We start from the raw sequence: 25,706 nt of genomic DNA, 5'->3' as shown, positions 1-25,706 counted from the left end.
TGCGCCCGCTCTGGATCAGGCGCTTTGCAATACTGCCTTCATCTTGCCCAGCGCCGCCTTGTTGAGCTGACAGACGCGGGCGTCGGTCAAGTCCAGCACGGCGGCGATTTCTTTGTAGCTGAGCTCGAATTCGTAATACATTTGCACCACCCGTTGCTCGCGCTCGTCGAGCCCGCGCAGCGCCTGTTCCAGGCTGCGCCGTATCATCAGCTGGTCTTCCGGGCTGGGGGCGCTGTCGTTGCTGACGCTTTCCTGCAGCACTTCGTCGAAGCTGGCGATCAGCTCGGCGTTCTCGTCCATCTGGTAGGCCTGGTAGGCTTCCGAGCTCAGGTTCAGCGCGCTCATGATTTCCTGTTCGCTCGGTTCGTGCCCCAGGCTGCGGGTCAGGGCGCGCACGCCGTCGCGCAGCTTGTGGCTTTGCTGGCGCACCGCGCGCGGGCGCCAGTCCTGGCGCCGCAGTTCGTCGAGGATGGCGCCGCGCACCCGCAGGCTGGCGTAGCTGCCGAAGGCGCCGTCGGGTTCGCCGTAGCGGCGCAGCGCTTCGAGCAGACCCATCAGGCCGATCTGCTCCATGTCGTCGCGGTCGATGGCGCCGGCGATCTGCGAATTGAGCTGGCGTACGATGCGCTTGACCAGGGGCGCGTACGACAGCAGGTGTTTTTGCTCGTCGGCCACGCCGTGCGCCGCCGGCGTGCCGCCGGCTGCGCCATAACTTTCGGCGTAAGCGTCCGCATATTGCTCTATATAGGCCATGCCCGCTCCACTGGTCGCACCACTCGTCTTCATGCTTGTCATGCCGGTTGCAGCCTACTCAATGATGAGCTTGCCAATCATGACTTCGGAAAACGGCTTTTCCCGGCCCTCGTGCTCGTAGGTGGCCTCGAAAGCCTTGTTCAGTTCGGCTGCGAACTGGTCGATGGTCATCACTTGCGCGGTGGCCATCGGCAGGTTGGACAGCGTGCGCACCGCCACGCTGCGCAACATCGGCAATTGTTCCTTGGCTTCCTTCTCTTTCTTCTCGGTGGTGGTGATCACCAGGTCGGCCGACATGTAATGGCTCAGCGTGTCGCCCGGCTGGCGCTTGAGCATGATGACCACTTTATCCACCGTCAGGTACTTCGGCGCCGACTTGTCGTCCTTGACTTCCTTCTTGGGCGCGGCCTTGGCCGGCTTGCCCTCGGCCGCCGGCTCATCCTTGCCCTTGGACATGTACCAGACTGCGCCGCCGGCCACTGCTGCGCCGACCACGGCCACCAGCACCAACGCTATGATCATTTTCATGTTCTTCATCTACTGATTACTCCCGCTCGGACGTCATGGCAAAGGTGGTGGTGTCGTCGTCCGACAGGGCGCGGCCCGGCGTGCGGCCTTCTTCCTGCTCGCGCTGCTGGCCGTTGCGTCCGCCGCTGTCGGCCTGGGCCTGGGCGCGCGACGACGACACCGTCACCGAGACGTCGGCGAACTGGCGGGTCGACAAGTCCTGGCGCACGCTGTCGCCGATGGTGTTGAGCTGGCGCAGCACTTCGCTGTGGTTGGCGCTCAGGTTCACCTGCAGCGAGCCGGCGCTGTGGCGGATCGAGATCTCGATGCTGCCCATGTTCGGCGGTTCCAGGCGGATCACGGCGTGGTCGTTATTGCGTTGCAGCTGTACTTGCAGGCGGTCGCCCAGCGCCTCGCGCAGCGGCTGCTGCCACTGGTCCGGCGCGCCGGCCAGCTTGACCACGGCGGCGGCGGCCGGCGTGGCGGCCTGGGTGTTCTGGTTGAAGCTGACGCTGCCGCCGACCGGCGCCGGCGCTGGCGCGCTGCTGCGGGGCATGCCGTCGTCCTTGGCGGTGGCGGCCACGGCGGTGGTCGCGTTGCCGGGCTCGGGCGTGTCGGTGGCGGCGGCTTCGGCGCCGCGCGGCGCCACGCGCGGCAGCGCCGGCGTGAAGGCGGCGCCGACGGCGGCCGGCAAGGGGGCGGCGAGCGGGGCCGGCGCGGCGCTGGCGGCGGCCGGCGCGGGGCTGGCGGCCGGGACCGGCGCATCCGACAGGCTCTGCTGGGCTTGCGCGCCGAGCGCGGCGTTGTTGGCCATGGCGTAAAGGTTTTGCGGCGTGGCGAGCGGCGCCGCGCTGGCCGGGGCCGGCAGCGGGGCCGAGGCCGGCGCATCCGACCAGGCTTGCTGGACCTGCGCGCCAAGCGCGGCGCTGTTGGCCATTGCATAGATGGTTTGCGGCGTGCCGGCCGGGATCGCGCTGACCGCAACCGGGGCTGGCGCGGCGGCGGCGGAGGCAGCGGGGGCGGGGGCGGCGCCCTCGTCGCGCGCGGCCGCGGCGGTCGGCAGCGGGGCCGGGGCCGGCGTCGTGGCCGGGGCGGCGGTGACGGCCACGCTGGCGGCCGACAGGTTCAGGCGGGTGACGGCGCTGTTGAGCGTAGAGGTGGCGCCGACGGCGTCGGTGCGCAGCGGGGCGGCGCTGTCGGCGCCCGCGACCGGCGCGGCTGGCGGCGCGGCGCTGGCCTGCAGCGCGCTGAACATGGCCGGCACCAGCGTGGCGGCGTTGGCGTTGGCGGCGGTGACGGTCGTGGCGGCGGCGCTGGCGGCGTCGGCGTCGGCGTCGGCGGCACCGTCGGCGCCGCTGTCGGTCTCGCCGCTTTGCTGGCCGAGCACCAGCGGGTCGGCCAGTTGCAGCAGCTGGGCGAACAGCGGCGCGCCGGACTGGGTTTCATCGGTGGCCGGCTCGGCCTGGTCGCGGCCCGGATAGCTGACCGGGTCGTTCTGGCTGGCCGGCGTGGCGCCGCGGGGCGCCGGGCTGGGCTTGGCCGGCGTCGGCTTGGGCTGGTTGCTGGCCTGCTGAGGCTTGTTGTTGCCGGTCAGCGGCGCGGCCTTGGGCGGAACCCGGCCGCCGTTGTAGGCGGCGTTATGACTGGGCGCTGGCGTCGGCATGCTGTCGCGGCCGCCATGGTTGGCGGCGATCGGCGCGGTCAGTTCGGCTTTCGCGGCTTTGGCCGCGGCGGTAGCGCTGGAGGTGGTCATGGTCATGCTTGGATTCCGGTTTCTAACTGTTCGCTGTCTAGCGCATAGGCCAGCCAGCCTTCTTTGTTGGCTTGCATTTCATGCAGCCGCCGCGCCAGGTCCTCGGTGGCGGCGTTGCATGCGCGTACTGCTTCTTCATGTACCTGACGCAGGGCCGACAGGGCGGCCCGTTCGCTGCCGCTCCATGCGCCCTGGGCCGCCATCTGCGGCAAGGCGGTGGCCATCAGGGTGTTCATCGCCGCCAGCATCTTCCAGTCCCCGGCAGCGATGGCGGCGCGCATCTTTTGCGCCATTTGCAGCAGCGTGCGTTGCCTATCCATTTTTGGCCTGTACGCCCAGCCAGCCCTTTTTGATGGTGGTCAGCAAGGTCGTCACTTCGTCGATGATGGTCGGGTCCAGGCTGACGCCGGCGGTGTACAGGCGGCCGGCGCAGTAGTCGTACAGGCGGCCGAGGTTTTCCACCACTTCGCCGCCGTGCTCGAAGTCGAGCGAACTGGCCAGGCCGTTGATGATGTCGGTGCACTTGTTCAGGCTGTTGGCCTTGAGCTCGTAGCGCTTGCCGACGATGTGGCCGCGCGCGCGCGCCAGCTCTTCGAGCAAGCCGTCGGTCAGCACCAGCACCAGCTCGATCGGCGACGCCCGGGTGACCTGGGCGTCCAGATTGGTGGAGTGATAACTGCTGTAAGCTTCGTGGTTCAACATGGTGTTCACCGTACTGGTTGTGATTCGTTAACTTAATTGTCGCTGCTGGAGGAGAACATCGCCGTGAACATATTCGAGGTGCTGGTCATCGACGACTGCAGCTGCTGGAGCGCGCTGAACTGCGCCAGATAGCGTTTGTAGGCGTTGTCGAACTGGTTTTGCACGGCGACCTGGCGCTTGGCGATATCGTCCTGCACGCGGGTGATGGCGGTCTTGCGCCCGCCGATCAGGCCGGTGGCGGAATTGGTCCAGGTGGTGACCAGCTTGTTCATCGAGCCCAGCACGCCGCTGTCGACGCCCAGGCCGGCGCGGCCGAACAGGCTGTCGATCTTGCCGGGGTCGGCGGCGATGGTTTTCTGCAGCCGGGTGCTGTCCAGGGTCAAGGTGCCGTCGCGCGCGGCGGTGATGCCAAAGCTGATCAGCGAGCGGCCGCCGGTGGCGTTGCGCAGCGTGGCGCCCAGCGTGGCGCGCAGCGCGGCCACGCCGGAATCGTTGTACAGCGCGGCGTCGGGCGACTGCGGCGTGCTGTCGGTGGTCGAGGTGGCGGCGTGGTTGCCCGGCGCGGTCACGGTCTTGAACACGGCCAGCAGCTTGTTGTAGGCGTCGACAAAGCTCTGCACGTTGGCGGTGGTGGCGCTGCTGTCGGGGCCCACGGTCAGCTGCACCGGCGTGGCGCCGGCCAGCTGCGCCTGCTTGACGGTGAACTTGACGTTGTCGATGGTGCTGAAGGTGTTGGAGGCCTGGGTGACCTTGGTGCCGGTGTTCTGGTCGCCCATCCAGACAATCGCGTCGTTGGCGATCGTCTCGACCTTTTGGGTCGACAGGTCCGACTGCAGGGCTGCATCGCCCAGGCCGCTGACGTCGAGCGAGGCCACCGCGTTGGCGGCGCCGGTCTGGGTGGAACTGAGCACCAGCTTGGGCTGGCCGTTGATGGTCAGGGTGGAGGCGGTGACGCGCGAATTATTGCTGGCGGCGACGTTGATCGCGGCGGCGATTTCCTTGGCCGACAGACTGCCGTCCATATTGCTGTCGGCGGTGGCCAGGTCGATCTGGAAGTTGGAGCCGTCGGCCAGCATCACCTTCAGCGAGCCGGCGCCGGCGGCGACGCTGTCGTTGACGTTGTACGACACCTGGCCGGCGGTGGCCAGCTGCTCGACGTAGAACGAGTAGGTGCCGGCCACGGCGGTGGCGGTGGCGGTGCCGGTGGCGATCGTGGTGTTGCTGCTGGTGGCGGCGTTGGCGGCCACGCCGCTGGTGCTGGTGGTCAGCGCCTGCAGCGCGGACTGGAAGGCGCTCAGCGCGCTGCCCAGCGTGCCCAGCGCGCTGACGGTGGCGGTGGCCTTGCTGGCCCGGCTATCCAGGATGGCCTTGGTCGGCGCGACATACGCGTTCGCCAGTTTCTCGGCCGTGGTTTGCGGGTCGTAGACGGGACTGCTGATGACTGCCATGATCGTTGCTCCTGGAAGGATGATTGAAGTGTACCCTGATATAAGGCGACCTTAATCGTTTCCCTATGAAAATATTCTTAACTAATTTTTCGCCCCGCGCGGCGCGCCGCGTTTATTTTTGGCCGCGCATCCAGAGTTGGGTTGCCAATTCATCATGTTGCTTGCGTTCCTGTACATTTTGCTGGGCCAGCACCACCTTTTGCTGCTTGACCAGCACCTTGCCCAGCACCTCGCGCTTGGCCCAGGCCGCGTTGAGCTGCTGTTGCGACAGCGCCATGTCGGCCTCGTGCATGTGCAGGTCGAGCCGGTGGCTGTCGGCCATCTGCATCACGGCCTGCTTGTAGTCGCCGCAGTTGCCGGCCAGCGCGGGATGCAGATTGCCGCTGGGGCCGCTGTTGGTGTAGAGCCCGGTCAGGCGCTCCAGGTTTTTTTGATAACGTTCACGCAAACTTTCCTTTTCCGCCAGCTCGGTCTGCAGGCGCTCCACCTCGGTGTTGCGCAGGGCCACGAGCGTGGTCAGGTTACGGATGTTGTGGTGGCTCATGTCATCAGCTTTTCAAGTTGGTGGATGCACGGCGCGAAGGGCGCCTCTTCCTTGGTACCCTGGCACAGGAAATCCTCGACCCGGGGATGCAGCTGCACCGCCTTGTCGGTGACCGGATCGGCGCCCGGCACATAGGCGCCCAGCGGGATCAGGTCGCGCACGCGGTCGTGGCGCGCCATGCTGGCCTTCAGTGCGCGGGCCGCCATCATGTGCTCGTGGGTGATGACCTGGCTCATGCAGCGGCTGATCGACGATGCGATGTCGATCGCCGGATAGTGGCCGCGGTCGGCCAGCTCGCGGGTCATGACGATGTGGCCGTCGAGCACGGCGCGGGCGGTGTCGACCACCGGGTCCTGCTGGTCGTCGCCCTCGGCCAGCACGGTGTAGATCGCGCTCATGCTGCCGGTCTGGTTTTCGCCGTTGCCGGCCGATTCGATCAGCTGCGGCAGCGCCGAGAACACCGACGGCGGATAGCCCTTGGTGGCCGGCGGCTCGCCCAGCGCCAGCGCCACTTCGCGCAGCGCCATCGCGTAGCGGGTCAGCGAATCGACCAGCAGCAGCACGTGCTTGCCCTGGTCGCGGTAGTGGGCGGCGATCGAGTGGCACAGCTCGGTGGCCATGATGCGCATCAGCGGGCTCTCGTCGGCCGGGGCGATCACCAGCACCGCCTTCGACAAGCCTTCCTTGCCGAGCGACATGTCGACGAATTCGCGCACCTCGCGCGAGCGCTCGCCGATCAGGCCGACCACCACCACGTCGGCCACGGTCTGCCGGGTCATCAGGCCCAGCAGCACCGACTTGCCGACACCGGAGCCGGCCATCAGGCCGACCCGCTGGCCCTTGCCCAGGGTCAGCATGGCGTTGATGGCGCGCACGCCCACGTCCAGCGCCTCGGTGACCGGCTTTTTCTTCAAGGGGTGGATGCGTGGCGGCAGCGGTTCGAGCGGGAAGTCGCCGGACAGCTTGCCGAGGCCGTCGATCGGTTCGCCCAGGCCGTTGACCATGCGGCCCAGCCAGCCGGAACCGATCTGCAGGCTCACTTTTTCGGGGGAGGGCAGCACGCGGGCGCCGGTGGTCAGGCCGATGGCCTTCTTGAACGGCATCAGGAACGACAGCTTGTCGCGGAAACCGACCACCTGCGCGTCCAGCCACTCGCCGTTGACTGTCTCAATCTGGCAACGCTGGCCGGTGTGCAAGGGACATCCCACCGCCTCAAGCAGCAAACCGGACGCCCCCACCAGGCGACCGGTCGGGGTCGCCATGGGCACGGAACCCAGTTCGAGATTGCGTAAGGCGTCAGCGATCACTCTTCGCTCTCCGGTTCATCGCCGCCGTCGGCAGCTTGAAGTTGATTATCGACCTGTTCCATGACAGCCGCAAGACGTTGATGACATCCGGCATCGACTTCATTATCGCCAGCCTTGATGCGGCACTCGCCCACTTCCAGGCGGGCGTCCGGGATCAGGTTCCAGCGCTTGGAACGTTTCGGGTCCAGCTCGGCGATGCGCTTGAGTTCTTCCGGGTTCAGGAAGACGTCGATTTCCTCGCGGGTGGGCGGCATCGACGCCAGCGTTTCCTCGACCAGGGCCATCAGCTGCACCGGCTGCAAGGCCAGTTCGGCGCGGATCACCTGGCGCGCCACCTTGGCCACCAGGTCGACCACTTCCTTGCGCTGGGCGGCGCGGTAGTCGGAGCGCAGTTTTTTCAGGCTCTTGAGCATGGCGTCGACCGGGCGCGCCATCTGGTCGTAGGCCACCAGGGTTTCGTGGCGGCCTTCCTCGCGGCCCTGTTCCTGGCCCGAGCTGCGGCCCGCTTCGAAGCCGTCTTCCTGGCCGCGCGCCAGGCCGATCTCGTAGCCGTCGCGCTGGCCCTGTTCAAAGCCCTCGCTGACCGAGGCGGCCCACTGGGCGCCGCCGTCGCCGCTCTGGCTGTGGCTGTGCGCCACCGCGCGCTGGTGCGCCAGGTTGGTGAACTGCGCCAGCGGCGGAAAGCGGTAAGCGCGGAACGCCTTCATTCGACCACCTGCTCGGCGAACAGCTGGATCTCGATTTCGCCGACGTCGGCCAGCGCCTTGACGGTGGCCATGATCTCCTGGCGGGTTTGCTCGATGCGCGACAGCGGCATCGGGCCGGCGCGGCGCATCATGTCCTCGAAGGCCTGGGCCTGGCGTTTCGGCATGGTCTTGAGGATGGCGTCGCGGATCGACACTTCGGCGCCCTTGAGCGCGATCGCCCATTGCTCCAGCGGCACTTCCTCGATGATGCGGGTGATCGCCACCTCGGACTGGTTGCCGAGGATGAAGAAGTCGTACATCGACAGCTCGATCTTGGACACCACTTCCGGGTCGTGCGCACGCAGCAGCTCGACCATCTGCGCGCGGTTGCTCGGCAGGCGGTTGAGGATCTCGGCGGCCTGGCGTATGCCTTCCACGCTGGTGCTCTGCGAATCGAAGGAGGACAGGCAGCGCACCACCAGCTCGTCGAGCTCGACGAGCAAGTCGCGGTCGATCTCCTCCAGGCGGGCCAGGTTCAGCAGCACCAGGTCGCGGCCGTCGGCCGGCAGCGCGTCGATGATCTGGCCGGCCAGCGCGGCCGGCAGGAAGGCCAGGAACACCGCCTGCATCTGCACGTGTTCGTTGGAGATGTATTCGGCCAGCCACTTCGGCGAGGCCCACTGCAGGCGCGCCATCTTGGGCCGCAGCTCGTCGCCGTAGATGTTGTTGAGCACCGTGTTGGCGAGGTCGCCGCCGAGCGCCAGGTCCAGCGAGCGCTTCAGGTAGCTGCGCGAGGCGCCGTGCACGCCGGACTGCTGGCGGTAGTCGTCGAAGAAGGTCTGCATCGCGGTCTTGACGGACTCGACCTTGATGCCGCTCATGCGCGACATCACCTGTGTCACTTCCAGCAACTCCTCGCGCGACAGGCAGCGCAGCACGGCCGCGGCCGGCTCCTCACCTATGCTCAGCAGCACGATCGCGGCCTGCTCCACCGGCGACAGCTGGGCGTTGCGGACGGCGTCGCCGTAATCTTCGTCCTGGGGGTTATTGAGTTCGGCCATTTTTCTGCATCCATTGTTTGACGACTTCGGCGACACGTTCCGGTTCTTTGGCGGCCAGTACTTTCAGGTGGTCGACCATGACGTCGACCGCCGAGCCTGGCGGCGGCAGATCGTAGTTTTCCAACAGCGGCACCACCGGCATGCCCGGCTGCGCGGCGGCGCCCGGCAGGGCAGGGGCCGCGCCCGGCGTGCCCGGCGCGTGGGTCCCGGCGATCGCCGGCGTGCCGGCCGCGGCGGCGGCAGCTTCCTTGGCTTCCTTGGCGGCCACCACGGCGGCCTGTTCGGCGGCGCGGCGTTCGGCGGCGATGCGCGCCAGTTCCTGCGGCGGCGGGGTGAAGCGCACCGTGGCCAGGCGCATCAGCGGACGCAGCAGCAGCAGGTAGCCGAGGATGATGCCGACCCCGTACATCACGTAGGAGCTGAGGTCGACCACGTTGTCGCGTTCCTGCCACCATGGCGTGGTCGCCGCCTTGGCCGGGAAGTTCATGACCGACACCACCAGCTGGTCGCCGCGCTCGCTGTTGATGCCCAGGCCGTTGCGCAGGATCTTGTCGATGTTGGCGATCTCGTTGGCGCTCCAGCCGGTCTTGGGCGTGGGTGAGGCGGCCTGCGCCAGCACCACGGCCACGCTCAGCTTCTCAAGCCGGCCGCGGCTGCGCTTGGTCTGGGTGATGCTGCGGTCGTAGGCGTACTGGCGGGTGGTGGCGTTCTTGCGCGCGGTGCCGTCGGCGGGATTGTTGGGGTCGTTGGCGGCGGCCGGCTTGGCGGCGTCGGCCGGATTGGCGTTGGCCGGCGGCGGACGGTTCGACAAGGTGCCCGGCACGCCTTGCGCCACGCGGTTGCGGTCGAGCTCTTCGCGCATCGCTTCGCTGGTCACTTTCGGATCGGCGCCGTATTTCTCGACCGTTTCCTCGACCTTGTCGTTGTCGACCACGGCCATCACGCTCATGCGGAAATTGTCGTCGCCGATGACCGGGCCCAGCAGGTTGCGCACATTGGCCTTGACCTCGTCCTGGTAGCGCTTGCCGTTTTCATTGCTGGCGCTGCCGGCGTCGAAGCCGTCGGCCAGGTCGATGTGGGAGGACAGCAGGTTGCCGGTCTGGTCGACCAGGCTGACGCGCTGCGGGCTGAGGCTGGCGACGCTGCCCGACACCATGTTCACCACGGCGGCGATCGCCTCCGGCGCCAGCGTGTGGCCGGGCTTGAGCGCCACCACCACCGAGGCCGACGACTTCTCGCCGTCCGACGACACAAACGAGGTCGACTTGGCGATCGACAGGTGCACGCGCGCGTGGGCGATCGCATCCAGGGTCATGATCGATTGCGCCAGCTCGCCCTCCAGGCCGCGGCGGAAGCGCACGTCCTGCACGAATTGCGACACGCCCAGCGGGTCGTTCTTATCCATCAGCTCGAGGCCGGCCGGCAGCTGCGCGGTCACGCCCTTGGCGGCCAGCAGCATGCGCACCTTGCCCAGCATCGAGTTCGGCACCAGCACCTGGCCGCTTTCCGGATGCAGGCGGTAGGGGATGTGGTCGGCGTCGAGCACCGTCATCATGTCGGCCGCGGCGACTTTTTCGCGCGCGCCGAACACCGGTTTATAGCCGGACTGGTCGCTCCACAGATACATCAGCACCATGGCCGTCACGCCGATCGCCAGCAGCAGCAATGGATACAGGTTCTTCAGCAGGTTGGGCGGCATGGACAGCGCGACGGGGCTGGCGCGCCAGCGCTCGAAGGCGGACTTGATGGAATTGATCACGTTGTTGGCTTTCGCGTTGAACTGGGCACGCTGTTACAGCGGCAATTTGATGAGCTCGTCCACGGCGCCCATCACTTTGTTGCGCACTTGCATCAACATCGAGAAGGACAGGCTGGCTTCCTGGCTGGACAGCATGGCGCCGACCAGGTCGTCGCTCTTGCCGGCGTCGACGTCGGACATCTGCTGCGCGGCATTGGCGTCGGCGTCGTTGACCTTGTGGACCGCGTCCTTCATCGACTGCGCGAAGGAGAAGGCCGGCTGACTGTCGCCGGCGCCGGCGATAAATTGCGCGGCGGGCGCCACGCTTTGCTGGGCCAGGTTTTGCGCCGCGTTGGTGAGCGACGCGAGGTCGGCCTGTATCAGGTTCGAGATTCCGTTACTCATCTTGCTATCTCCCGTTTATGCAACGTTAGTCCCACATGTCTACCATATCCAGATTGCCAGAAAGCAGCAAGCCCCACGTTGTTTATCTGTAAGTCGCTGTGCTCCATCAAGCCACACTTCGCGACGGATGTTACGGCGATGTCACAGTCTTGTAAGAAAGTCAGCGTATGCATGGTGTTCAACGCCGGGTCCGCGTTGGGGTGGCGGCATCCGTGGTGCGGGCGTGGGGGTGGGGGTGCTGGCGCAATTCCCGGTTGCCGGAAACTGTTCTCTTGCGGCAAATATCGTTATAAATCATTTACTAAGCGCCATGTATTCAAGTGTGTTGCAGAGCAGCGTCAGACGACGGGAAGCGGGTTAAGCTTACTGGCTAGCAATATTCTTGTAAAGACTTATTTGCCACCGGGAATCACTTCATCAAATATTGTTGGATGGCAATAATGTGAATTTTGATGTATCCTGTGCTAACGACGACGCGTGACTTTAAGTTACGATAGGTTTTATTCCCCAAATAGTGCGCTGGAAGTAACCAGTTTTTGGCTGGATAGTGCGATGATGGAGGCGTAGCTAAGAATTTCCGATATGGCGAAAACATGACAACCACAAAACAGACCGCGCCACCTCAAGTTCTGGACCCATGCCTGCTGGGGCGGCCGGTGCATCTGCTGCATTTGTTTGCGGCGCAGCTGCGCGACGACCTGGCGCAGTCGATGCGGCTGAATATGAACCGCCGCTACTGGGGCGGCTTCCAGGTCGAGGACGTCGCGTTCGAGCGGCTCGAAGGCCACGAGATCCGTGGCCGCTGGCTCAGCTTTGCCGCGCCGGCCGGCCAGATCGCCTTCTCGCTGGAACGCAAGGTGCTGCTCAGTGTGTTGAACTTCCGCTACGGCAGCGGCAAGGCGGACGCGGCCGCGCTGGACGAGAACACGGTCAAGGTGACCGCCACCGAAGAGCGCCTCGCCGTGGTGTTGGGGCAACAGTTGGCCGGCACCCTGGCCGGCCGCATCGAACTGAACCTGCCGGTGCTCGACAAGCCGGTCCCGGCCGAAGGCGAGGCGGAGGCGGTCGACAGCGAATTCAAGCCGGCCCCCGGCTCCCACCCGCCCAAGGGCAGCTGGATCATCACCGTCACCGTGGCCGACATCAAGAGCGGCGCCACCGGCAAGTACTGGTTCGCGCTCGACAAGACGCTGATGGCCAGCGTGCTGCGCGGGCTGTTGCGCGACCGCGACGCCGGCAAGAAGGCCAAGGCCGCCGCGCCGCTGGTGCAGCGCCTGCAGGTGGGCCTGGTCGGCCGCCTGGCCAGCAAGGAAGTGCCGCTGGGCAGCCTGTACGACCTTCAGGTCGGCGACGTGATCCCGATCAGCCTGAACAGAGCGGACGTGCTGCTCGAAGATTCCCGCATCTTCACCGCCGCCGTCACCGAACACAAAGGCAAACTCTGTTTAACCTCTTTTGAAGACGCCGAATAACATGATGAACATGAACGTAGCCAACCCTAGCGACGCCCTGCTGGAAGACTTGTCCGAGGAAATGATTATCGACCAGGTCGGCACCGAGCTGACCGACGTGCCGGCCACGCCGGCGCGCCGCGACCTGCCGGCCATGATGCGCAAGATCCCGGTGACCTTGACCTTGGAAGTGGGCTCGGCCCGCATCTCGCTGCAGGAACTGATGGCGATCGGCCCGGACAGCGTGGTCGAGCTCGACGTGCTGGCCGGCGAGCCGCTGGTGATCAAGGTCAACGGCACCGCCATCGGCCGCGCCGAAGTGGTGGTGGCGGGTGAAAACTACGGCCTCAAAGTGATCGACCTGGACGGCCTGAATCTCGACATGATGACTCCATGACCTGGAGCCTGAACCCGCAGTGGCGCCGGCGACTGCTGCCAGCGGCCGCGGGCTTGACGTTGCTGGGCCTGCTGGCCTGCGCTCCGGCCCACGCGGTCGACCTGCTGGCCAATGTGGTGCCCGGCGCCAAGACCGAACTGACGGTCAAGACCCAGATCCTGATCGTCATGACCTTGCTGGGCTTGCTCCCGGTGATGGTCATGATGATGACCAGCTTCACCCGCTTCGTGATCGTGTTGTCGCTGCTGCGCCAGGCGCTGGGCCTGCAGCAGGGCCTGCCCAACCGCATCATCACCGGGGTGGCGCTGATCCTGACCTTGCTGGTGATGCGCCCGATCGGCGACCAGATCTGGACCGAGGCCTTCGTGCCCTACGACCAGGACAAGATCGGCCTGGAGGTGGCGCTGCAGATCGCCGAGAAGCCGGTGTCGCGCTTCATGCTGGCGCAGACCAGCAAGGCGGCGCTGCAGCAGATCGCCCACCTGGCCGGCGAGGACAAGATCGCCGAACCGTCGCGGCACGCCTTCACCGTCAAGCTGGCGGCGTTCGTGCTGTCGGAGCTCAAGACCGCCTTCCAGATCGGCTGCATGCTGTTCATTCCCTTCCTGGTGATCGACCTGGTGGTGTCGTCGGTGCTGATGGCGATGGGCATGATGATGCTGTCGCCGCTGGTGATTTCATTGCCGTTCAAGCTGCTGCTGTTTGTGCTGGTGGACGGCTGGACCCTGACCGTCAATACGCTCGTCACGAGCGTGCAGGCGTACTGAGGAGCGACCTGATGCTGACTCCCGAAGTTGCCGTCGACCTGGTGGTCGAATCGCTGCACATCGTCATGCTGCTGGTGGTGATCCTGGTCGTGCCCGGCCTGATCACCGGCCTGGTGGTGGCGCTGGTGCAGGCCGCCACGCAGATCAATGAACAGACCCTGAGTTTTCTGCCGAGGCTGCTGGTGACCCTGCTGGCGATCATCCTGATGGGGCGCTGGATGGCCGGCTACCTGATGGACTTCTGCGTCTCGATCTTCACCCGCGCGGCCACGCTGGTCGGCTAGCTGCCCCGTCATGGAACCGATACTGAGCCAGTTGCTGCCGATGCTCACCGCGCTGTGGTGGCCGTTCTGCCGCATCCTGGCGATGTTGATCGGCGCCCCGGTGCTGGGCGAGGCGGTCACGCCGGTCACGGTGCGCATCCTGATCGCGCTGGTGCTGTCCATCCTGATGCTGCCGCTGACCACCGCCGCCGGCGCCTATGCGATCGAGCCGTTTTCCATGCACGGCGTGGTGGCGTCGATCGAGCAGGCGCTGATCGGCTTCGTGCTGGGCCTGGCCTTCCACTTCGCCATGTCGGTGATCGGCGTGCTGGGCTACCTGGTGTCGTCGCAGATGGGCTTTTCGATGGCGGTGATGAACGACCCGATGAACGGCCAATCGTCGGACGTGGTGTCGGCGCTGCTGTCGGTGCTGTCGATCATGGTGTTCTTCGCCATCGACGGCCACCTGGTGATCGCCAACGTCATCGGCCAGAGCTTCAAGGCCTGGCCGCTGGGCCACGGCTACAGCCCGATGCTGATCAACGCCATCGCCTACAACGTCGCCTGGATTTTTTCCGCCGCCATGCTGCTGGCCATCCCCATCGTGTTTTCCACGCTGGTGGTGCAGCTGGGCTTCGGCCTGCTGAACCGGGTGGCGCCGGCGCTGAACCTATTCGCGCTGGGTTTTTCCGTGATCACCATTTTCGGCCTGATGATGCTGGGGCAGGTGGTGCGCTTCATCCCCGAGCATTATGTGCGCATGACCAATATGGTGCTGGAGCTGATACGCCAGCAGATGCAGGTGGCGGCCCATGGCTGAACAGGACAGCGCCGATAAAACAGAAAAGGCTTCACAACAGAAGCTCAAGAAGTCGCGCCAGGAAGGGCAGGTGGTGCGTTCGCGCGACCTGTCGACCGCGATCGGCATCCTGGTCAGCCTGAAGCTGTTCGTCTACCTGCTGCCCGACTACCTGGGCGAGTTCCTCGAGATTTTCCACCAGAGCTTTGCGCCGTTCAGTTCCTCGGGCGCGATCGACAACGCCATGTCGACCTTGTTCAGCTCGGCGATGTGGTTGCTGATCAAGATGGTGCTGCCGCTGTTCGTGGTGCCGTTCTTCATCGTGCTGGGGGCGATGGTGCCGGGCGGCTGGGTGGTCAGCACCAAGCACTGGGCGTTCAAGATGGAACGGCTGAGCCCGGCGGCCAACCTGGGGCGGCTGTTCGGCGCCAAGCACGGCATCGAGTTCCTGATCTCGCTGGGCAAGGCGGGCGTGCTGATCGCGGTGCTGGTCCACGTGGCGCGTTCGACGGTGCAGAGCTACACCCAGCTGCAGCACATGCCGATGGGCCAGGCCATGATGATGGGCTCGAATTTGATGCTCGACAGCTTGATGTCGCTGGTCGCAGTGTTTATCATCTTCGCCTTGGTCGACGTGCCGGCGCAGGCGTATTTCTTCGCCAAGAACCAGCGCATGTCCAAGCAGGACCAGAAGGAGGAGCACAAGTCGAGCGAGGGCCGGCCGGAAGTGAAGAGCCGCATCCGCCAGCTGCAGCGGGCCATGGCGCGCCGCAGCGCGCGCAAGACGGTGCCCACCGCCGACGTGGTGATCGTCAACCCGGAACATTACGCGGTGGCGCTCAAGTATGACCAGAACCGTGCCGAAGCACCATACGTGATCGCCAAGGGCATCGACGAGATGGCCTTGTACATCCGCCAGCTGGCGGTCGAGTTCAAGATCGAGGTGATGCCGCTGGCGCCGCTGGCGCGCGCCATCTACAACACCAGCCAGGTCAACCAGCAGATCCCGGTCCAGCTGTACCAGGCGGTGTCGCAGGTGTTGAACTACATATTGCAGTTGAAGGCATTCCGTACCGGACGGCGCACTGCCGAGCCGGTGTATCCAAAAGAAGTCGATGTACCCACATCCATGAGCGAGGTTGTTAAGTCATGAATTTTTTGAACAGGCTGGTCGCAGAAGCGCGTCGCCACAAGTTCGCCACGCCGGCATTCCTGCTGGTGATTTTGGCGATGATCATCCTGCCGTTGCCGCCCATTCTGCTGGACGTGATGTTCACGTTCAACATCGTGCTGGCGCTGATCGTGATCCTGGTGTCGGTGTCGGCCCGCCGGCCGCTGGACTTCTCGGTGTTCCCGACGGTGATCCTGGCCACCACCATGATGCGCCTGACCTTGAACGTGGCCTCGACCCGGGTGGTGCTGCTGCACGGCCATGAAGGCACGGCCGCGGCCGGCCAGGTGATCGAAGCCTTCGGCAAGGTCGTCATCGGCGGCAATTACGTGGTCGGTATCGTGGTGTTCGTGATCCTGATGATCATCAACTTCATGGTGGTGACCAAGGGCGCGGAGCGGATTTCCGAAGTGTCGGCGCGCTTCACGCTGGACGCCTTGCCGGGCAAGCAGATGGCGATCGACGCCGACCTCAACGCCGGCCTGATCAACCAGGAAAAAGCCCAGGCGCGGCGCCAGGACGTCGCCGCCGAGGCCGACTTCTACGGCGCCATGGACGGCGCCTCCAAGTTCGTGCGCGGCGACGCCGTCGCCAGCATCCTGATCCTGATCATCAACATGGTCGGCGGCGTGGCCATCGGCGCGCTGATGCAGGACATGTCCTTCGGCGACGCCTTCAAGCAATACGCGCTGCTGACCATCGGTGACGGCCTGGTGGCGCAGATCCCGGCGCTGCTGCTGTCGGCCGCGGCGGCGATCCTGGTGACCCGTATCTCCGACTCCGGAGACTTCGAGCAGCAGGTCGGCGGCCAGGTGCTGGCCTCGCCGCAGGTGATGCTGAGCGCCTCGGGCATGATGCTGATCCTGGCCATGGTGCCGGGCATGCCGTGGCAGATGTTCGGCCCGTTCGCGCTGGTGCTGGCCTATGTCGGCTACCGGCTGCTGCAAAAGGTCAAGGCGCCCGACACCAGCAACCTCGACGCCATCGAGGCGGCGCTGCGCGAAGACCGCAACCCCGAGCTCGACTGGCACAGCCTGCCGGCCGTGCAGCAGTTGCAGGTGGCGCTGGGCTACAAGCTGGTCAGTCTGATCGACAAGGCCCACGGCGAGCCGCTGACCAAGCGCGTCAAGGGCGTGCGCCAGAGCCTGTCCGAAGCGATGGGCCTGCTGCTGCCGCCGATCGTCGTGCGCGACGACCTGGGCCTGAAGCCTTCGCAGTATTCGGTGATGTTGTCGGGCAGCGTGGTGGCCCAGGCCGAGGTGTTCGCCGACCGCCTGATGGCGATCCCGTCCCCCAACATCTACGGCCAGATCGACGGCATTCCCGGCATCGAGCCGGCCTACGGCATGCCGGTGACGTGGATCGAGACCAGCGAGAAGGCCAATGCGCTGGGGCTGGGCTACCAGGTGGTGGAGGCGCCGAGCGCGATCGCCACCCACTTGTCCAAGCTGATCCGCGAATACCTGCCGGAGTTGTTCCGCCACGAGGACGTGCCGGCGCTGATGGACCGGCTGGCCGCGCTCTCGCCCAAGCTGGCCGCCTCGCTGGACAAGGCGCTGACCCACACGCAGATGCTGCGCGTGTTCCGCGTGCTGCTGGCGGAGAACGTCTCGCTCAAGGATATCGTGCCGATCGCCACCACCCTGGTCGACAGTTCCGAGACCACCAAGGACCCGATCCTGCTGGCGGCCGAGGTGCGCTGCGCGCTGCGGCGCCAGATCGTCACCGGCCTGTTCGGGCAGAAGACCGAGATGCAGGCCTTCAACCTGGGCGGCGACCTGGAAAACATGCTGCTCGGTTCGCTGAACCAGGCGCGCCAGAGCGGCAAGATCGTGCTGGACAATTACCCCATCGATCCGCACCTGCTGGCGCAGCTGCAGGTCAATATGCCGGTGGCGCGCGAGCAGATGAAGCAGCAGGCCACGCCGCCGCTGCTGCTGGTGCTGCCGCAGATCCGGCCGCTGCTGGCGCGCTATGCGCGGCTGTTCGCGCCCGGCCTGCACGTGTTGTCTTACAACGAGATTCCGGAAAATCGCGAAGTGAGCATCATCGGCACGGTCGGCTGATCCCGCCGGCGCCGGCCGGATGCCGCCCCGTCCACGGACCGGGCGGCATTTTTTCTGTCCGGGGACCTGTTCCGGGTGTTCAGGCCGATTCGGAGAACAGGTCGTCCGGCGGCAGCGGCTGCGACAGCAGCACGGCCAGCTCGGCCATGGCCTTGAAGATCGCCTGGCTCAGCGCCGCCGTGTGGGCGCGGGTAGGGTAGTGGTGTTCGCCGCCGGCCGGCGGCAGTTCGCGCCGCAGGCGGCAGCGCAAGATCGTCAGGCCGCAGCGGCTGACGGTGGCCGCCAGTTGCGGCAGCATTTCGCGCATGTGTTGCATGGCCGAGGTCTGGGCCGCGCCCACCTCCAGCGCGACGCCGTTGCCGGTGGCCGGCTCCATCTGGATCACCACCCGGCCCACGCCCGGCAGCATCAGCTCCAGCCGCAGCGCCACCCGCGAACGGCGGCGGCGGTTGTTGCGATCCGGTTCCTCGTCGTCCTTGACGATCACCTTCAGCACCAGGCGCTCGGCGCCCCAGGCGTACACGGCGAAGCGCCACGGCTCCATCTCGGTCACCAGCGGCAGGCCGGGGCGGCCGTCGCGCATGGCCGCCGGCGTGTGGTCGGCCATGAACAGGCTGGACGGCACATGCTGGCCGTTGGCCTGCTCCAGCCAGGCGGCGCGCTGTTCGGCATAGGTGCGCACCATGACTTGCCATGAGGCGGCCATCATTTGCGTGTCGGGCGGCTGCCAGACCAGCTGGCGCGACAGGAAGACTTGATTGGGGCGCATCGCGGCCGGATCGGCGGCGTTCGGCACTTCGGCCAGCGCGGCGGCCAGCGCCTCGACCCCCGATTGCGGCAGCGGCAGGCCTTCCGGGCCATCGAGCAGCACGCCGACCGCGCCGGGACCGCTGGGCGCCAGCGGGCCGACCGGATAGTCCGCATCCAGCGGCACTTCGCCGGGCGCGCGCGCAACCGGGCCTGGCGTGGTGGTCTGCCGGTCCGGGATGCCCAGCGGGCGCGCAGTTGGTCCGATGCGGTCTAAAGCCATCAAGCTCGCTCTCGAAAAAATCCGATGAAAAAAAAGCCAACCGATGCGCCGGTTGGCTCCTTGTATTCCTGACCCGCGAGCCGGTCAGGAAGGCGCTACGATTACTGCAGCAAGGACATCACCAGCGACGACGTGCTGTTCGACTGCTTCAGCATGGCGGTACCGGCTTGCAGCAGCATCTGGCTGGAAGTCATGTTCGACGATTCGCTGGCGAAGTCGGTATCCATGATACGGCCAGTTGCCGCCTTGGTGTTGGTCGAAATGTTCGACAAGTTGTTGTACACGTGGTCCAGGCGGTTAGCTGCAGCACCCAGCGACGAACGTACGCCGCCGATCAGGTCGATGGCGGTGCTGATCGTGTCGATCGAGCTGTTCGCTGCGGTCTGGCCGGCAGTGTTGGTGGCGCCCACGGCGGTACCATCGGAACCGTCGGAGATCTCTGCGCCAACTGCCGCGCCGCCTGCTGCGTAGCGTGCGGTCACGCTGGTCAGGCCGGCAACGGCCGCGGTCACAGCGGCCGACAGGTCGACTGCCATGGTTTCGGACTTGGTAGCGCCGATCTGGAAGGTCATCGACGAAGCGATCGTGCCGCCGTCCATCAGCTTGGCGCCGCCGAAGGTGGTGTTCTTCATGACGTTGTTCAGTTCGCTACCCAGGGCATCGAATTCGGACTGCAGTGCTGCCTGGTCTTTTGCGGTCGACGAAACGTCGGCTGCCTGGGTGGCCAGATCTTTCATGCGGGTCAGCATGGTGGTGACTTCGTCAAACGCGCCTTCGGCGGTTTGCAGCATCGAGATCGAGTTCTGGGTGTTGCGCATGGCCATGCTCATGCCGCTGGTCTGGGCTTTCAGGCGGGTTGCGATTTGCAGGCCTGCAGCATCGTCCATGGCCGAATTGACACGGAAGCCGGTGCTCAGACGGGTCTGCGAAGTCGACAACGACATCTGGGTGCGGGAGATCGAGTTCTGTGCGGAAAGGGCCGCAGCGTTAGTGTGAAGGCTCAGCATGAAATAACTCCTGGTAGGTGGATTCAGTTCGGAGCAACGGATCTTTTGTGCTCTCCCAAGTACAAGACGACCATATCTGGGAGGACATTAAATGCTTTGTGGAAATTTGCGAAATATTTTGTAACAGCGGCCGTTTTCCCATCGTTCAGGCCTGCTGTACCGCCTGTCCACCGCACGATTATGGTCCGCTTTTGCCCGGACGGCGCAATAAATTGTTCCCGGAATAAAAAAACAGCGCGCCACCGAGAACGCGCTGCCGAGCTTTCGTTGCTTTTTTGTCTTACATGTTGGGATAGTTCGGGCCGCCGCCGCCTTCCGGGGTGATCCAGACGATATTCTGGGTCGGGTCCTTGATATCGCAGGTTTTGCAATGCACGCAGTTTTGCGCATTGATTTGCAGGCGGTCGGCGCCTTCGTCGGTCTTGATGAATTCATACACGCCGGCAGGGCAGTAGCGCGCTTCCGGACCGGCATACTGGGCCAGGTTGACGTCCACCGGCACGCTCGGATTTTTCAGCGTCAGGTGGATGGGCTGGTCTTCGGCGTGGTTGGTGTTGGAAATGAACACCGACGACAGGCGGTCGAAGGTCAGCTTGCCGTCCGGCTTGGGATAGCTGATCGGCGTGAACTGCGCGGCCGGCTTCAGGCATTCGTGGTCGGCATGGCTGTGGTGCAGGGTCCACGGCGCCTTGCCGCGCAGGATGGCCTGGTCGACATAGGTCATCACCGAGCCGAGGTACAGGCCCTTGCTCAGCCATGGCTTGACGTTGCGCGCCACGTGCAGTTCGTCGTGCAGCCAGGACTTTTCAAAAGCGGCCGGGAAGGTGGCCAGCTCGTCGTGCTGACGGCCGGCGGCCAGCGCTTCGAACGCCGACTCGGCGGCCAGCATGCCGGACTTGATGGCGGCGTGGCTGCCCTTGATGCGGCTCATGTTGAGGAAGCCGGCGTCGCAGCCGATCAGCGCGCCGCCCGGGAAGACCAGCTTGGGCAGGGATTGCAGGCCGCCGGCGGTGATCGCGCGGGCGCCGTAGGAAATGCGCTTGCCGCCCTCGAAGAAGGTCTTGATGGCCGGGTGGGTCTTGTAGCGCTGGAATTCCTCGTATGGGGACAGGTAGGGATTCTCGTAGTTCAGGCCGACCACGTAGCCGACCATGACCTGGTTGTTTTCCAGGTGGTAGAGGAAGGAGCCGCCGTAGGTCTTGCTGTCGAGCGGCCAGCCGGTGGTGTGCACCACCAGGCCGGGCTGGTGCTTGGCCGGGTCGATTTCCCACAGTTCCTTGATGCCGATGCCGTAGGATTGCGGGTCCTTGCCCTTGTTCAGGTCGTACTTGGCCATCAGCTGCTTGCCCAGGTGGCCGCGCGCGCCTTCGGCGAACAGGGTGTATTTGCCGTGCAGTTCCATGCCCAGCTGGAAGTCGGAGCCGGCTTCGCCGTCACGTTTGACGCCCATATTGCCGGTGGCCACGCCCTTGACCGAGCCATTGTCGTTATACAGGATTTCGGCGGCAGGGAAGCCGGGGAAGATTTCCACGCCCAGCGCCTCGGCCTGCTGGCCCAGCCAGCGCACCACGTTGCCCAGCGAGATCACATAGTTGCCGTGGTTCTCGAAGCAGGCCGGCAGCAGCATGTTCGGGGTCTTGATGGCCTTGGTTTCGGTCAGGAACAATACGCGGTCTTCGGTGACTTCGGTGTTGAGCGGTGCGCCTTTTTCCTTCCAGTCAGGGATCAGTTCGGTCAGGGCCTTGGGGTCCATCACGGCGCCGGACAGGATGTGGGCGCCCAGTTCGCCGCCTTTTTCCAGCACGACGACCGACACTTCCTGGCCTTTTTCGGCGGCCAGCTGCTTGATCTTGATGGCCGCCGACAAGCCCGCAGGGCCGCCGCCGACGATCACGACGTCATACTCCATCGCGTCGCGCGGGCCGTACTGTTCTACTAGATTTTGTGGCTGTGTCATGGTCTGTTCTTATCGTGGTCAAATGGGTGGAGGGAAATTTAAGCACGAGTGTGCTTCTTTTTCGCTCGGAATGCAATGTGGGCGCCATTTTGAGGGACATTATTAGACACTGCAATCTAATACTGGCGATTTGTGTAATCATAACGATTCGACAGTCACGCTGTCGGCAATTCATCACTTATACCAAACACTAGGAGTAGCTCGTGGGCATAGAAGTCAACTTTGAGGGAAAAATTGCGCTGATCACCGGCGCCTCCAGCGGTCTCGGAGCCCGGTTTGCCAAAGTGCTGGCCCAGGCCGGCGCCCAGGTGGTGCTGGCCTCGCGCCGCACCGAGCGCCTGAAGGAGTTGCGCGCCGAGATCGAGGCCGACGGCGGCGCCGCCCATGTGGTCAGCCTGGACGTGACCGATTTCGCCAGCATCAAGTCGGCCATCGCCCATGCGGAGACCGAGGCCGGGCCGATCGACATCCTGGTTAACAACTCGGGCGTGTCGACCACCCAGCGGCTGGTCGACGTCACGCCGGAGGATTATTCCTTCGTCATGGACACCAACCTGCGCGGCGCCTTCTTCGTGGCCCAGCAGACCGCCAAGCGCATGATCGCGCGCGCCAAGGGCGACCCGAGCAAGAAACACCGCATCATCAACATCGCCTCGGTGGCGGGCTTGCGGGTGATGCCGCAGATCGGCGTGTATTGCATGAGCAAGGCCGGCGTGGTGCAGATGACCAAGGCCATGGCGGTGGAGTGGGGCAAGTACGGCATCAACACCAACGCCATCTGCCCCGGCTACATCTCGACCGAGATCAACGAGGATTACTTCGCCAGCGAACAGGGTCAGAAGCTGATCAACATGCTGCCGCGCAAGCGCCCCGGCAAGCCGGAAGACCTGGACGGCCTGCTGTTGCTGCTGGCCGGCGAGGACTCCAACTTCATCAACGGCGCCATCATCTCCGCCGACGACGGCATGACCGCAACATAGTCAGAGCTGCAGGCCGACCAGCTTGTGGACCAGTTCCGACGAGGTGGCGGCCGAGAATTTGCGCATCAGCTTGGCGCGGTGCATTTCCACCGTGCGCGGGCTGAGGTCGATCTGGCGGGCGATGGTCTTGCTGGTCTTGCCTTCGACCAGCAGGGCGGCGATTTCCCGTTCGCGCGGGGTCAGCTCCGCCGTCACCGGGCGTTTTTCGCTGACGTCCTCGAAGGTCCAGATGCCTGGCCCCAGCGGTTCGGACGCCTTCATCGAATGGCCGGTGACGTGGCACCAGAACAACTCGCCGTCGGCGCGGCGCATGATGCGCTCGTCCGAATAGCGGCCCTTGGCGTTCATGATGGGAATGATGCGGTCGCCGGTGCGCAGGAACTCGTCCATGGTCGGGTACAGCACCATGAAGGACTGGCCTTGCAGCTGCCCGCGCGCGTAACCGAACATCGCGGCCAGCGCCTCGTTGCAGGACTGGATGACGCGGTTCTCCGAAATGCACATGCCGACCGGCGCGTGCAGGAAAATGGATTCGTAATCGATGACCGGGGCATTGTTCATGTGTGGGGGCGGCAGGTAGTTCTACGGTATTGTGCTTTTGATTTGCGTATTCTATGCTGAGACGCCTCGTCGCTAGTGCATTTAATAATGTTAGCAACGGATTCAGCAACACACTATAAAGGGACACCCATGAATAAAATCTATCCTGACGCCGCCGCAGCGCTGGCCGGCGTCGTGCAAGACGGGCAAACCATCGCGGTCGGCGGCTTCGGCCTGTGCGGCATCCCCGAGGCGCTGATCGGCGCGCTGCGCGATTCCGGCGTCACCGGCCTGACCGCGATCTCCAACAACGCCGGCGTCGACGGCTTCGGCCTCGGCCAGTTGCTGGAAACCCGCCAGATCAAGAAAATGATCGCCTCCTACGTGGGTGAGAACAAAGAGTTCGCGCGCCAGTACCTGGCCGGCGAGCTGGAACTGGAATTCACGCCGCAAGGCACGCTGGCCGAGAAGCTGCGCGCCGGCGGCGCCGGCATTCCGGCCTTCTTCACCAAGACCGGCGTCGGCACCATCGTCGCCGACGGCAAGGAAATCCGCGAGTTCGACGGCGAGCAGTACGTGATGGAACGCAGCCTGGTGGCCGACGTCTCGCTGGTCAAGGCCTGGAAGGCCGACAAGGCCGGCAACCTGGTGTTCCGCAAGACCGCGCGCAACTTCAACCCGAACGCCGCGATGGCCGGCAAGATCACCATCGTCGAAGTTGAGCAGCTGGTGGAAATCGGCGAGATCGACCCGGACGCCGTGCACCTGCCGAGCATCTTCGTGCACCGCATCGTGGTCAACGCCACGCCGGAAAAACGCATCGAGCAGCGCACCGTGCGCGCCAACTAAAGAACATCGGAGATTACTATGGCATGGACTCGTGACGAAATGGCCGCGCGCGCGGCGAAGGAATTGCAGGACGGTTACTACGTCAACCTCGGCATCGGCTTGCCGACCTTGGTGGCGAACTACGTCCCGGCGGGCATGGAAGTGTTCCTGCAATCGGAGAACGGCTTGCTGGGCATCGGCCCGTTCCCGACCGAAGCTGAAATCGACGCCGACCTGATCAACGCCGGCAAGCAGACCGTGACGGCGCTGCCGGGCGCGGCCTACTTCAGCTCGGCCGACTCGTTCGGCATGATCCGGGGCGGCAAGATCAACCTGGCGATCCTGGGCGCGATGCAGGTGTCGGAGCAGGGCGACCTGGCCAACTGGATGATCCCGGGCAAAATGGTCAAGGGCATGGGCGGCGCGATGGACCTGGTGGCCGGCGTCAAGCGGGTGGTGGTGTTGATGGAGCATGTCGCCACCGCCAAGGATGGTTCGACTTCGCACAAGCTGCTGAAGAAATGCGACCTGCCGCTGACCGGCGTCGGCGTGGTGGACCTGATCATCACCGACCTGGGCGTGATGGAAGTGAGCGCCAAAGGCTTGAAGTTGACCGAACTGGCGCCCGGCGTCAGCAAGGAACAGATCCAGGCCGCCACTGGCGTGGCGCTGGATATGTCGGCCGTGTAAGCGGAGCCGCTCGACAAAAGGCACGCTGCGGCGTGCCTTTTTTTATGCATCAGTCGCGCACCTTGCGGCTCAGCGCCAACAGGTGCTCGCCATCGCGGTCGTCGACCCGCTTGACGTCGACCAGCTTGCCGGCAGTGGTTTTCATGTCCGGAATATATATATGAAAAACGCCCCTCAGGCCGTCATGCAGCGTGCGGGGCGTGGCCGGAACAAAGGCTGAGCAGCGCTCAGGCCAATTTGCGGCGGCGGGCGAGGGCGCCGGTCAGCGCCAGGCCGCCCAGCAACATGGCGTAGGTGGCTGGTTCCGGCACCGCAGTGACGCTCCAGCGCGCGGCCGCATATGGATCGCCGCCGTCGCCTTCGCCATAGCCGACACCCGCGATCGCATCGTAAAAACCCAAGGCATCGGTCTGGCTGCCGTTGAATGCGCCCGACACCAGGCTATGGGTCGGTACGCCGCCGTGTATGACGTCGGCATTGACAAACAGGAACTGGTTGGCCTTGCCGTCAAACGAGGCCAGGCCGGCGCCGTCGACGTAAGAGCCATCTACGCCGAAGGAATAAAAGTGTGTGCCGCCGCCAAAGGCCGCGCCATTGACGCTGATCGAGATGTTGCTCAGGTCGGTGATCAGATTGCCGTTGGCATTGCCGTCGAACGAACCACTGAGCACCTCGCCGTCGAGAAAGTGGTAGGAAAATTGATAGCTGGCGGCCTGTGCTGCAGCGCTGGCGGCCAACAAGCCGGCGCAGGCCAGTAGACGAATAATCTTGTTCATGGATTAATTCCGTTTATAAAATTGTATTGTCTCACGGATTATTTTGATGTCAACAATGAAAAACGCCCCGCAGGCTGTCA

General features: G+C 64.9%; 27 protein-coding genes. 10 read left to right on the top strand and 17 right to left on the bottom strand.

Annotated features, from left to right (window positions below):
* Positions 1-15 precede the first annotated feature (15 nt).
* The 12 genes from KVP70_RS01980 to fliE all read right to left on the bottom strand — a co-directional run bounded on the left by KVP70_RS01980 (position 16) and on the right by fliE (position 10,904).
* On the bottom strand, positions 16-753 hold the full coding sequence (locus KVP70_RS01980; RefSeq protein WP_217940317.1) for a FliA/WhiG family RNA polymerase sigma factor: 738 nt from the start codon (positions 751-753) through the stop codon (positions 16-18).
* Between the two features lie 54 nt (positions 754-807).
* Positions 808-1,290, bottom strand: coding sequence for a flagellar basal body-associated FliL family protein (locus tag KVP70_RS01975; RefSeq protein ID WP_217940316.1), 483 nt, complete (start codon positions 1,288-1,290; stop codon positions 808-810).
* 7 nt (positions 1,291-1,297) lie between these two features.
* Entirely contained in the window at positions 1,298-3,019 is a 1,722-nt protein-coding gene (locus KVP70_RS34575) for a flagellar hook-length control protein FliK (RefSeq protein ID WP_217940315.1), read from the bottom strand.
* Positions 3,016-3,333, bottom strand: coding sequence for a hypothetical protein (locus tag KVP70_RS01965; protein WP_217940314.1), 318 nt, complete (start codon positions 3,331-3,333; stop codon positions 3,016-3,018). The genes KVP70_RS34575 and KVP70_RS01965 overlap by 4 nt, the downstream gene beginning before the upstream one ends.
* Positions 3,326-3,715, bottom strand: coding sequence for a flagellar export chaperone FliS (gene fliS, locus KVP70_RS01960; protein ID WP_217940313.1), 390 nt, complete (start codon positions 3,713-3,715; stop codon positions 3,326-3,328). The genes KVP70_RS01965 and fliS overlap by 8 nt, the downstream gene beginning before the upstream one ends.
* Before the next feature lie 32 nt (positions 3,716-3,747).
* Positions 3,748-5,163, bottom strand: a complete 1,416-nt coding sequence (gene fliD, locus KVP70_RS01955; RefSeq protein WP_217940312.1) for a flagellar filament capping protein FliD — start codon at positions 5,161-5,163, stop codon at positions 3,748-3,750.
* Positions 5,164-5,275: 112 nt separating this feature from the next.
* Positions 5,276-5,707 carry a flagellar FliJ family protein gene (locus KVP70_RS01950; protein WP_116988558.1) on the bottom strand — a complete coding sequence of 144 codons (432 nt, stop codon included), beginning with the start codon at positions 5,705-5,707 and terminating at the stop codon, positions 5,276-5,278.
* On the bottom strand, positions 5,704-7,014 hold the full coding sequence (fliI, locus tag KVP70_RS01945; RefSeq protein WP_217940311.1) for a flagellar protein export ATPase FliI: 1,311 nt from the start codon (positions 7,012-7,014) through the stop codon (positions 5,704-5,706). The genes KVP70_RS01950 and fliI overlap by 4 nt, the downstream gene beginning before the upstream one ends.
* Positions 7,011-7,721, bottom strand: coding sequence for a flagellar assembly protein FliH (gene fliH / locus KVP70_RS01940; RefSeq protein WP_217940310.1), 711 nt, complete (start codon positions 7,719-7,721; stop codon positions 7,011-7,013). The genes fliI and fliH overlap by 4 nt, the downstream gene beginning before the upstream one ends.
* The gene (locus KVP70_RS01935; RefSeq protein ID WP_217940309.1) at positions 7,718-8,761 is read right to left on the bottom strand and encodes a flagellar motor switch protein FliG; all 1,044 of its coding nucleotides are present in this window, start codon (positions 8,759-8,761) and stop codon (positions 7,718-7,720) included. Before KVP70_RS01935 ends, fliH begins: the two co-directional genes overlap by 4 nt.
* A complete protein-coding gene (gene fliF, locus KVP70_RS01930; RefSeq protein ID WP_217940308.1) occupies positions 8,745-10,520 on the bottom strand; it encodes a flagellar basal-body MS-ring/collar protein FliF in 1,776 nt (591 codons plus the stop codon). Before fliF ends, KVP70_RS01935 begins: the two co-directional genes overlap by 17 nt.
* A gap of 33 nt (positions 10,521-10,553) precedes the next feature.
* Entirely contained in the window at positions 10,554-10,904 is a 351-nt protein-coding gene (gene fliE / locus KVP70_RS01925; RefSeq protein ID WP_217940307.1) for a flagellar hook-basal body complex protein FliE, read from the bottom strand.
* A 593-nt stretch (positions 10,905-11,497) separates the two neighbouring features.
* Here fliE and KVP70_RS01920 point away from each other — a divergent pair.
* Genes KVP70_RS01920 through KVP70_RS01890 form a run of 7 tightly spaced genes read left to right on the top strand, consistent with a single transcriptional unit; the run spans position 11,498 to position 17,818 of the window.
* Positions 11,498-12,376, top strand: coding sequence for a FliM/FliN family flagellar motor switch protein (locus tag KVP70_RS01920; protein ID WP_229224520.1), 879 nt, complete (start codon positions 11,498-11,500; stop codon positions 12,374-12,376).
* A 4-nt stretch (positions 12,377-12,380) separates the two neighbouring features.
* Positions 12,381-12,752: a FliM/FliN family flagellar motor switch protein gene (locus KVP70_RS01915; protein WP_026334460.1), complete on the top strand. Its 372-nt coding sequence runs from the start codon at positions 12,381-12,383 to the stop codon at positions 12,750-12,752.
* Positions 12,749-13,519, top strand: a complete 771-nt coding sequence (fliP, locus tag KVP70_RS01910) for a flagellar type III secretion system pore protein FliP (RefSeq protein WP_217940306.1) — start codon at positions 12,749-12,751, stop codon at positions 13,517-13,519. Before KVP70_RS01915 ends, fliP begins: the two co-directional genes overlap by 4 nt.
* 11 nt (positions 13,520-13,530) lie before the next feature.
* Positions 13,531-13,803 (top strand): flagellar biosynthesis protein FliQ, encoded by a 273-nt coding sequence (gene fliQ / locus KVP70_RS01905; RefSeq protein WP_008449457.1) that lies wholly within the window; start codon positions 13,531-13,533, stop codon positions 13,801-13,803.
* A gap of 10 nt (positions 13,804-13,813) precedes the next feature.
* Positions 13,814-14,602 carry a flagellar biosynthetic protein FliR gene (gene fliR, locus KVP70_RS01900; RefSeq protein WP_217940305.1) on the top strand — a complete coding sequence of 263 codons (789 nt, stop codon included), beginning with the start codon at positions 13,814-13,816 and terminating at the stop codon, positions 14,600-14,602.
* The gene (locus KVP70_RS01895; RefSeq protein WP_217940304.1) at positions 14,595-15,734 is read left to right on the top strand and encodes an EscU/YscU/HrcU family type III secretion system export apparatus switch protein; all 1,140 of its coding nucleotides are present in this window, start codon (positions 14,595-14,597) and stop codon (positions 15,732-15,734) included. Before fliR ends, KVP70_RS01895 begins: the two co-directional genes overlap by 8 nt.
* The gene (locus KVP70_RS01890) at positions 15,731-17,818 is read left to right on the top strand and encodes a flagellar biosynthesis protein FlhA (RefSeq protein ID WP_217940303.1); all 2,088 of its coding nucleotides are present in this window, start codon (positions 15,731-15,733) and stop codon (positions 17,816-17,818) included. Before KVP70_RS01895 ends, KVP70_RS01890 begins: the two co-directional genes overlap by 4 nt.
* 79 nt (positions 17,819-17,897) lie before the next feature.
* On the opposite strand, the gene KVP70_RS01885 is transcribed toward KVP70_RS01890, so the two are convergent.
* The 3 genes from KVP70_RS01885 to KVP70_RS01875 form a co-directional block, all read right to left on the bottom strand.
* On the bottom strand, positions 17,898-18,848 hold the full coding sequence (locus tag KVP70_RS01885) for a hypothetical protein (protein WP_217940515.1): 951 nt from the start codon (positions 18,846-18,848) through the stop codon (positions 17,898-17,900).
* 101 nt (positions 18,849-18,949) lie between these two features.
* Positions 18,950-19,855, bottom strand: a complete 906-nt coding sequence (locus KVP70_RS01880; RefSeq protein ID WP_217940302.1) for a flagellin N-terminal helical domain-containing protein — start codon at positions 19,853-19,855, stop codon at positions 18,950-18,952.
* Positions 19,856-20,135: 280 nt separating this feature from the next.
* Positions 20,136-21,812 (bottom strand): electron transfer flavoprotein-ubiquinone oxidoreductase, encoded by a 1,677-nt coding sequence (locus KVP70_RS01875; RefSeq protein ID WP_217940301.1) that lies wholly within the window; start codon positions 21,810-21,812, stop codon positions 20,136-20,138.
* Positions 21,813-22,015: 203 nt separating this feature from the next.
* Here KVP70_RS01875 and KVP70_RS01870 point away from each other — a divergent pair, with 203 nt between their 5' ends.
* Complete coding sequence (locus tag KVP70_RS01870) at positions 22,016-22,792, top strand: SDR family oxidoreductase (RefSeq protein WP_020702681.1); 777 nt, start codon at positions 22,016-22,018, stop codon at positions 22,790-22,792.
* On the opposite strand, the gene KVP70_RS01865 is transcribed toward KVP70_RS01870, so the two are convergent.
* Positions 22,793-23,353: a LuxR C-terminal-related transcriptional regulator gene (locus tag KVP70_RS01865; protein ID WP_217940300.1), complete on the bottom strand. Its 561-nt coding sequence runs from the start codon at positions 23,351-23,353 to the stop codon at positions 22,793-22,795.
* 129 nt (positions 23,354-23,482) lie between these two features.
* Here KVP70_RS01865 and KVP70_RS01860 point away from each other — a divergent pair, with 129 nt between their 5' ends.
* Positions 23,483-24,181, top strand: a complete 699-nt coding sequence (locus KVP70_RS01860) for a CoA transferase subunit A (protein ID WP_116988575.1) — start codon at positions 23,483-23,485, stop codon at positions 24,179-24,181.
* An 18-nt stretch (positions 24,182-24,199) separates the two neighbouring features.
* Positions 24,200-24,850: a CoA transferase subunit B gene (locus tag KVP70_RS01855; RefSeq protein WP_217940299.1), complete on the top strand. Its 651-nt coding sequence runs from the start codon at positions 24,200-24,202 to the stop codon at positions 24,848-24,850.
* A 227-nt stretch (positions 24,851-25,077) separates the two neighbouring features.
* On the opposite strand, the gene KVP70_RS01850 is transcribed toward KVP70_RS01855, so the two are convergent.
* A complete protein-coding gene (locus tag KVP70_RS01850) occupies positions 25,078-25,626 on the bottom strand; it encodes a PEPxxWA-CTERM sorting domain-containing protein (RefSeq protein ID WP_217940298.1) in 549 nt (182 codons plus the stop codon).
* Positions 25,627-25,706: the final 80 nt, after the last annotated feature.

This window comes from Duganella violaceipulchra, assembly GCF_019166075.1.
GTDB classification, from domain to species: Bacteria; Pseudomonadota; Gammaproteobacteria; order Burkholderiales; family Burkholderiaceae_D; genus Rugamonas; species Rugamonas violaceipulchra.
Note: the sequence above shows the minus strand (reverse complement) of the source record. Positions and strands in the feature narration are given on the sequence as shown.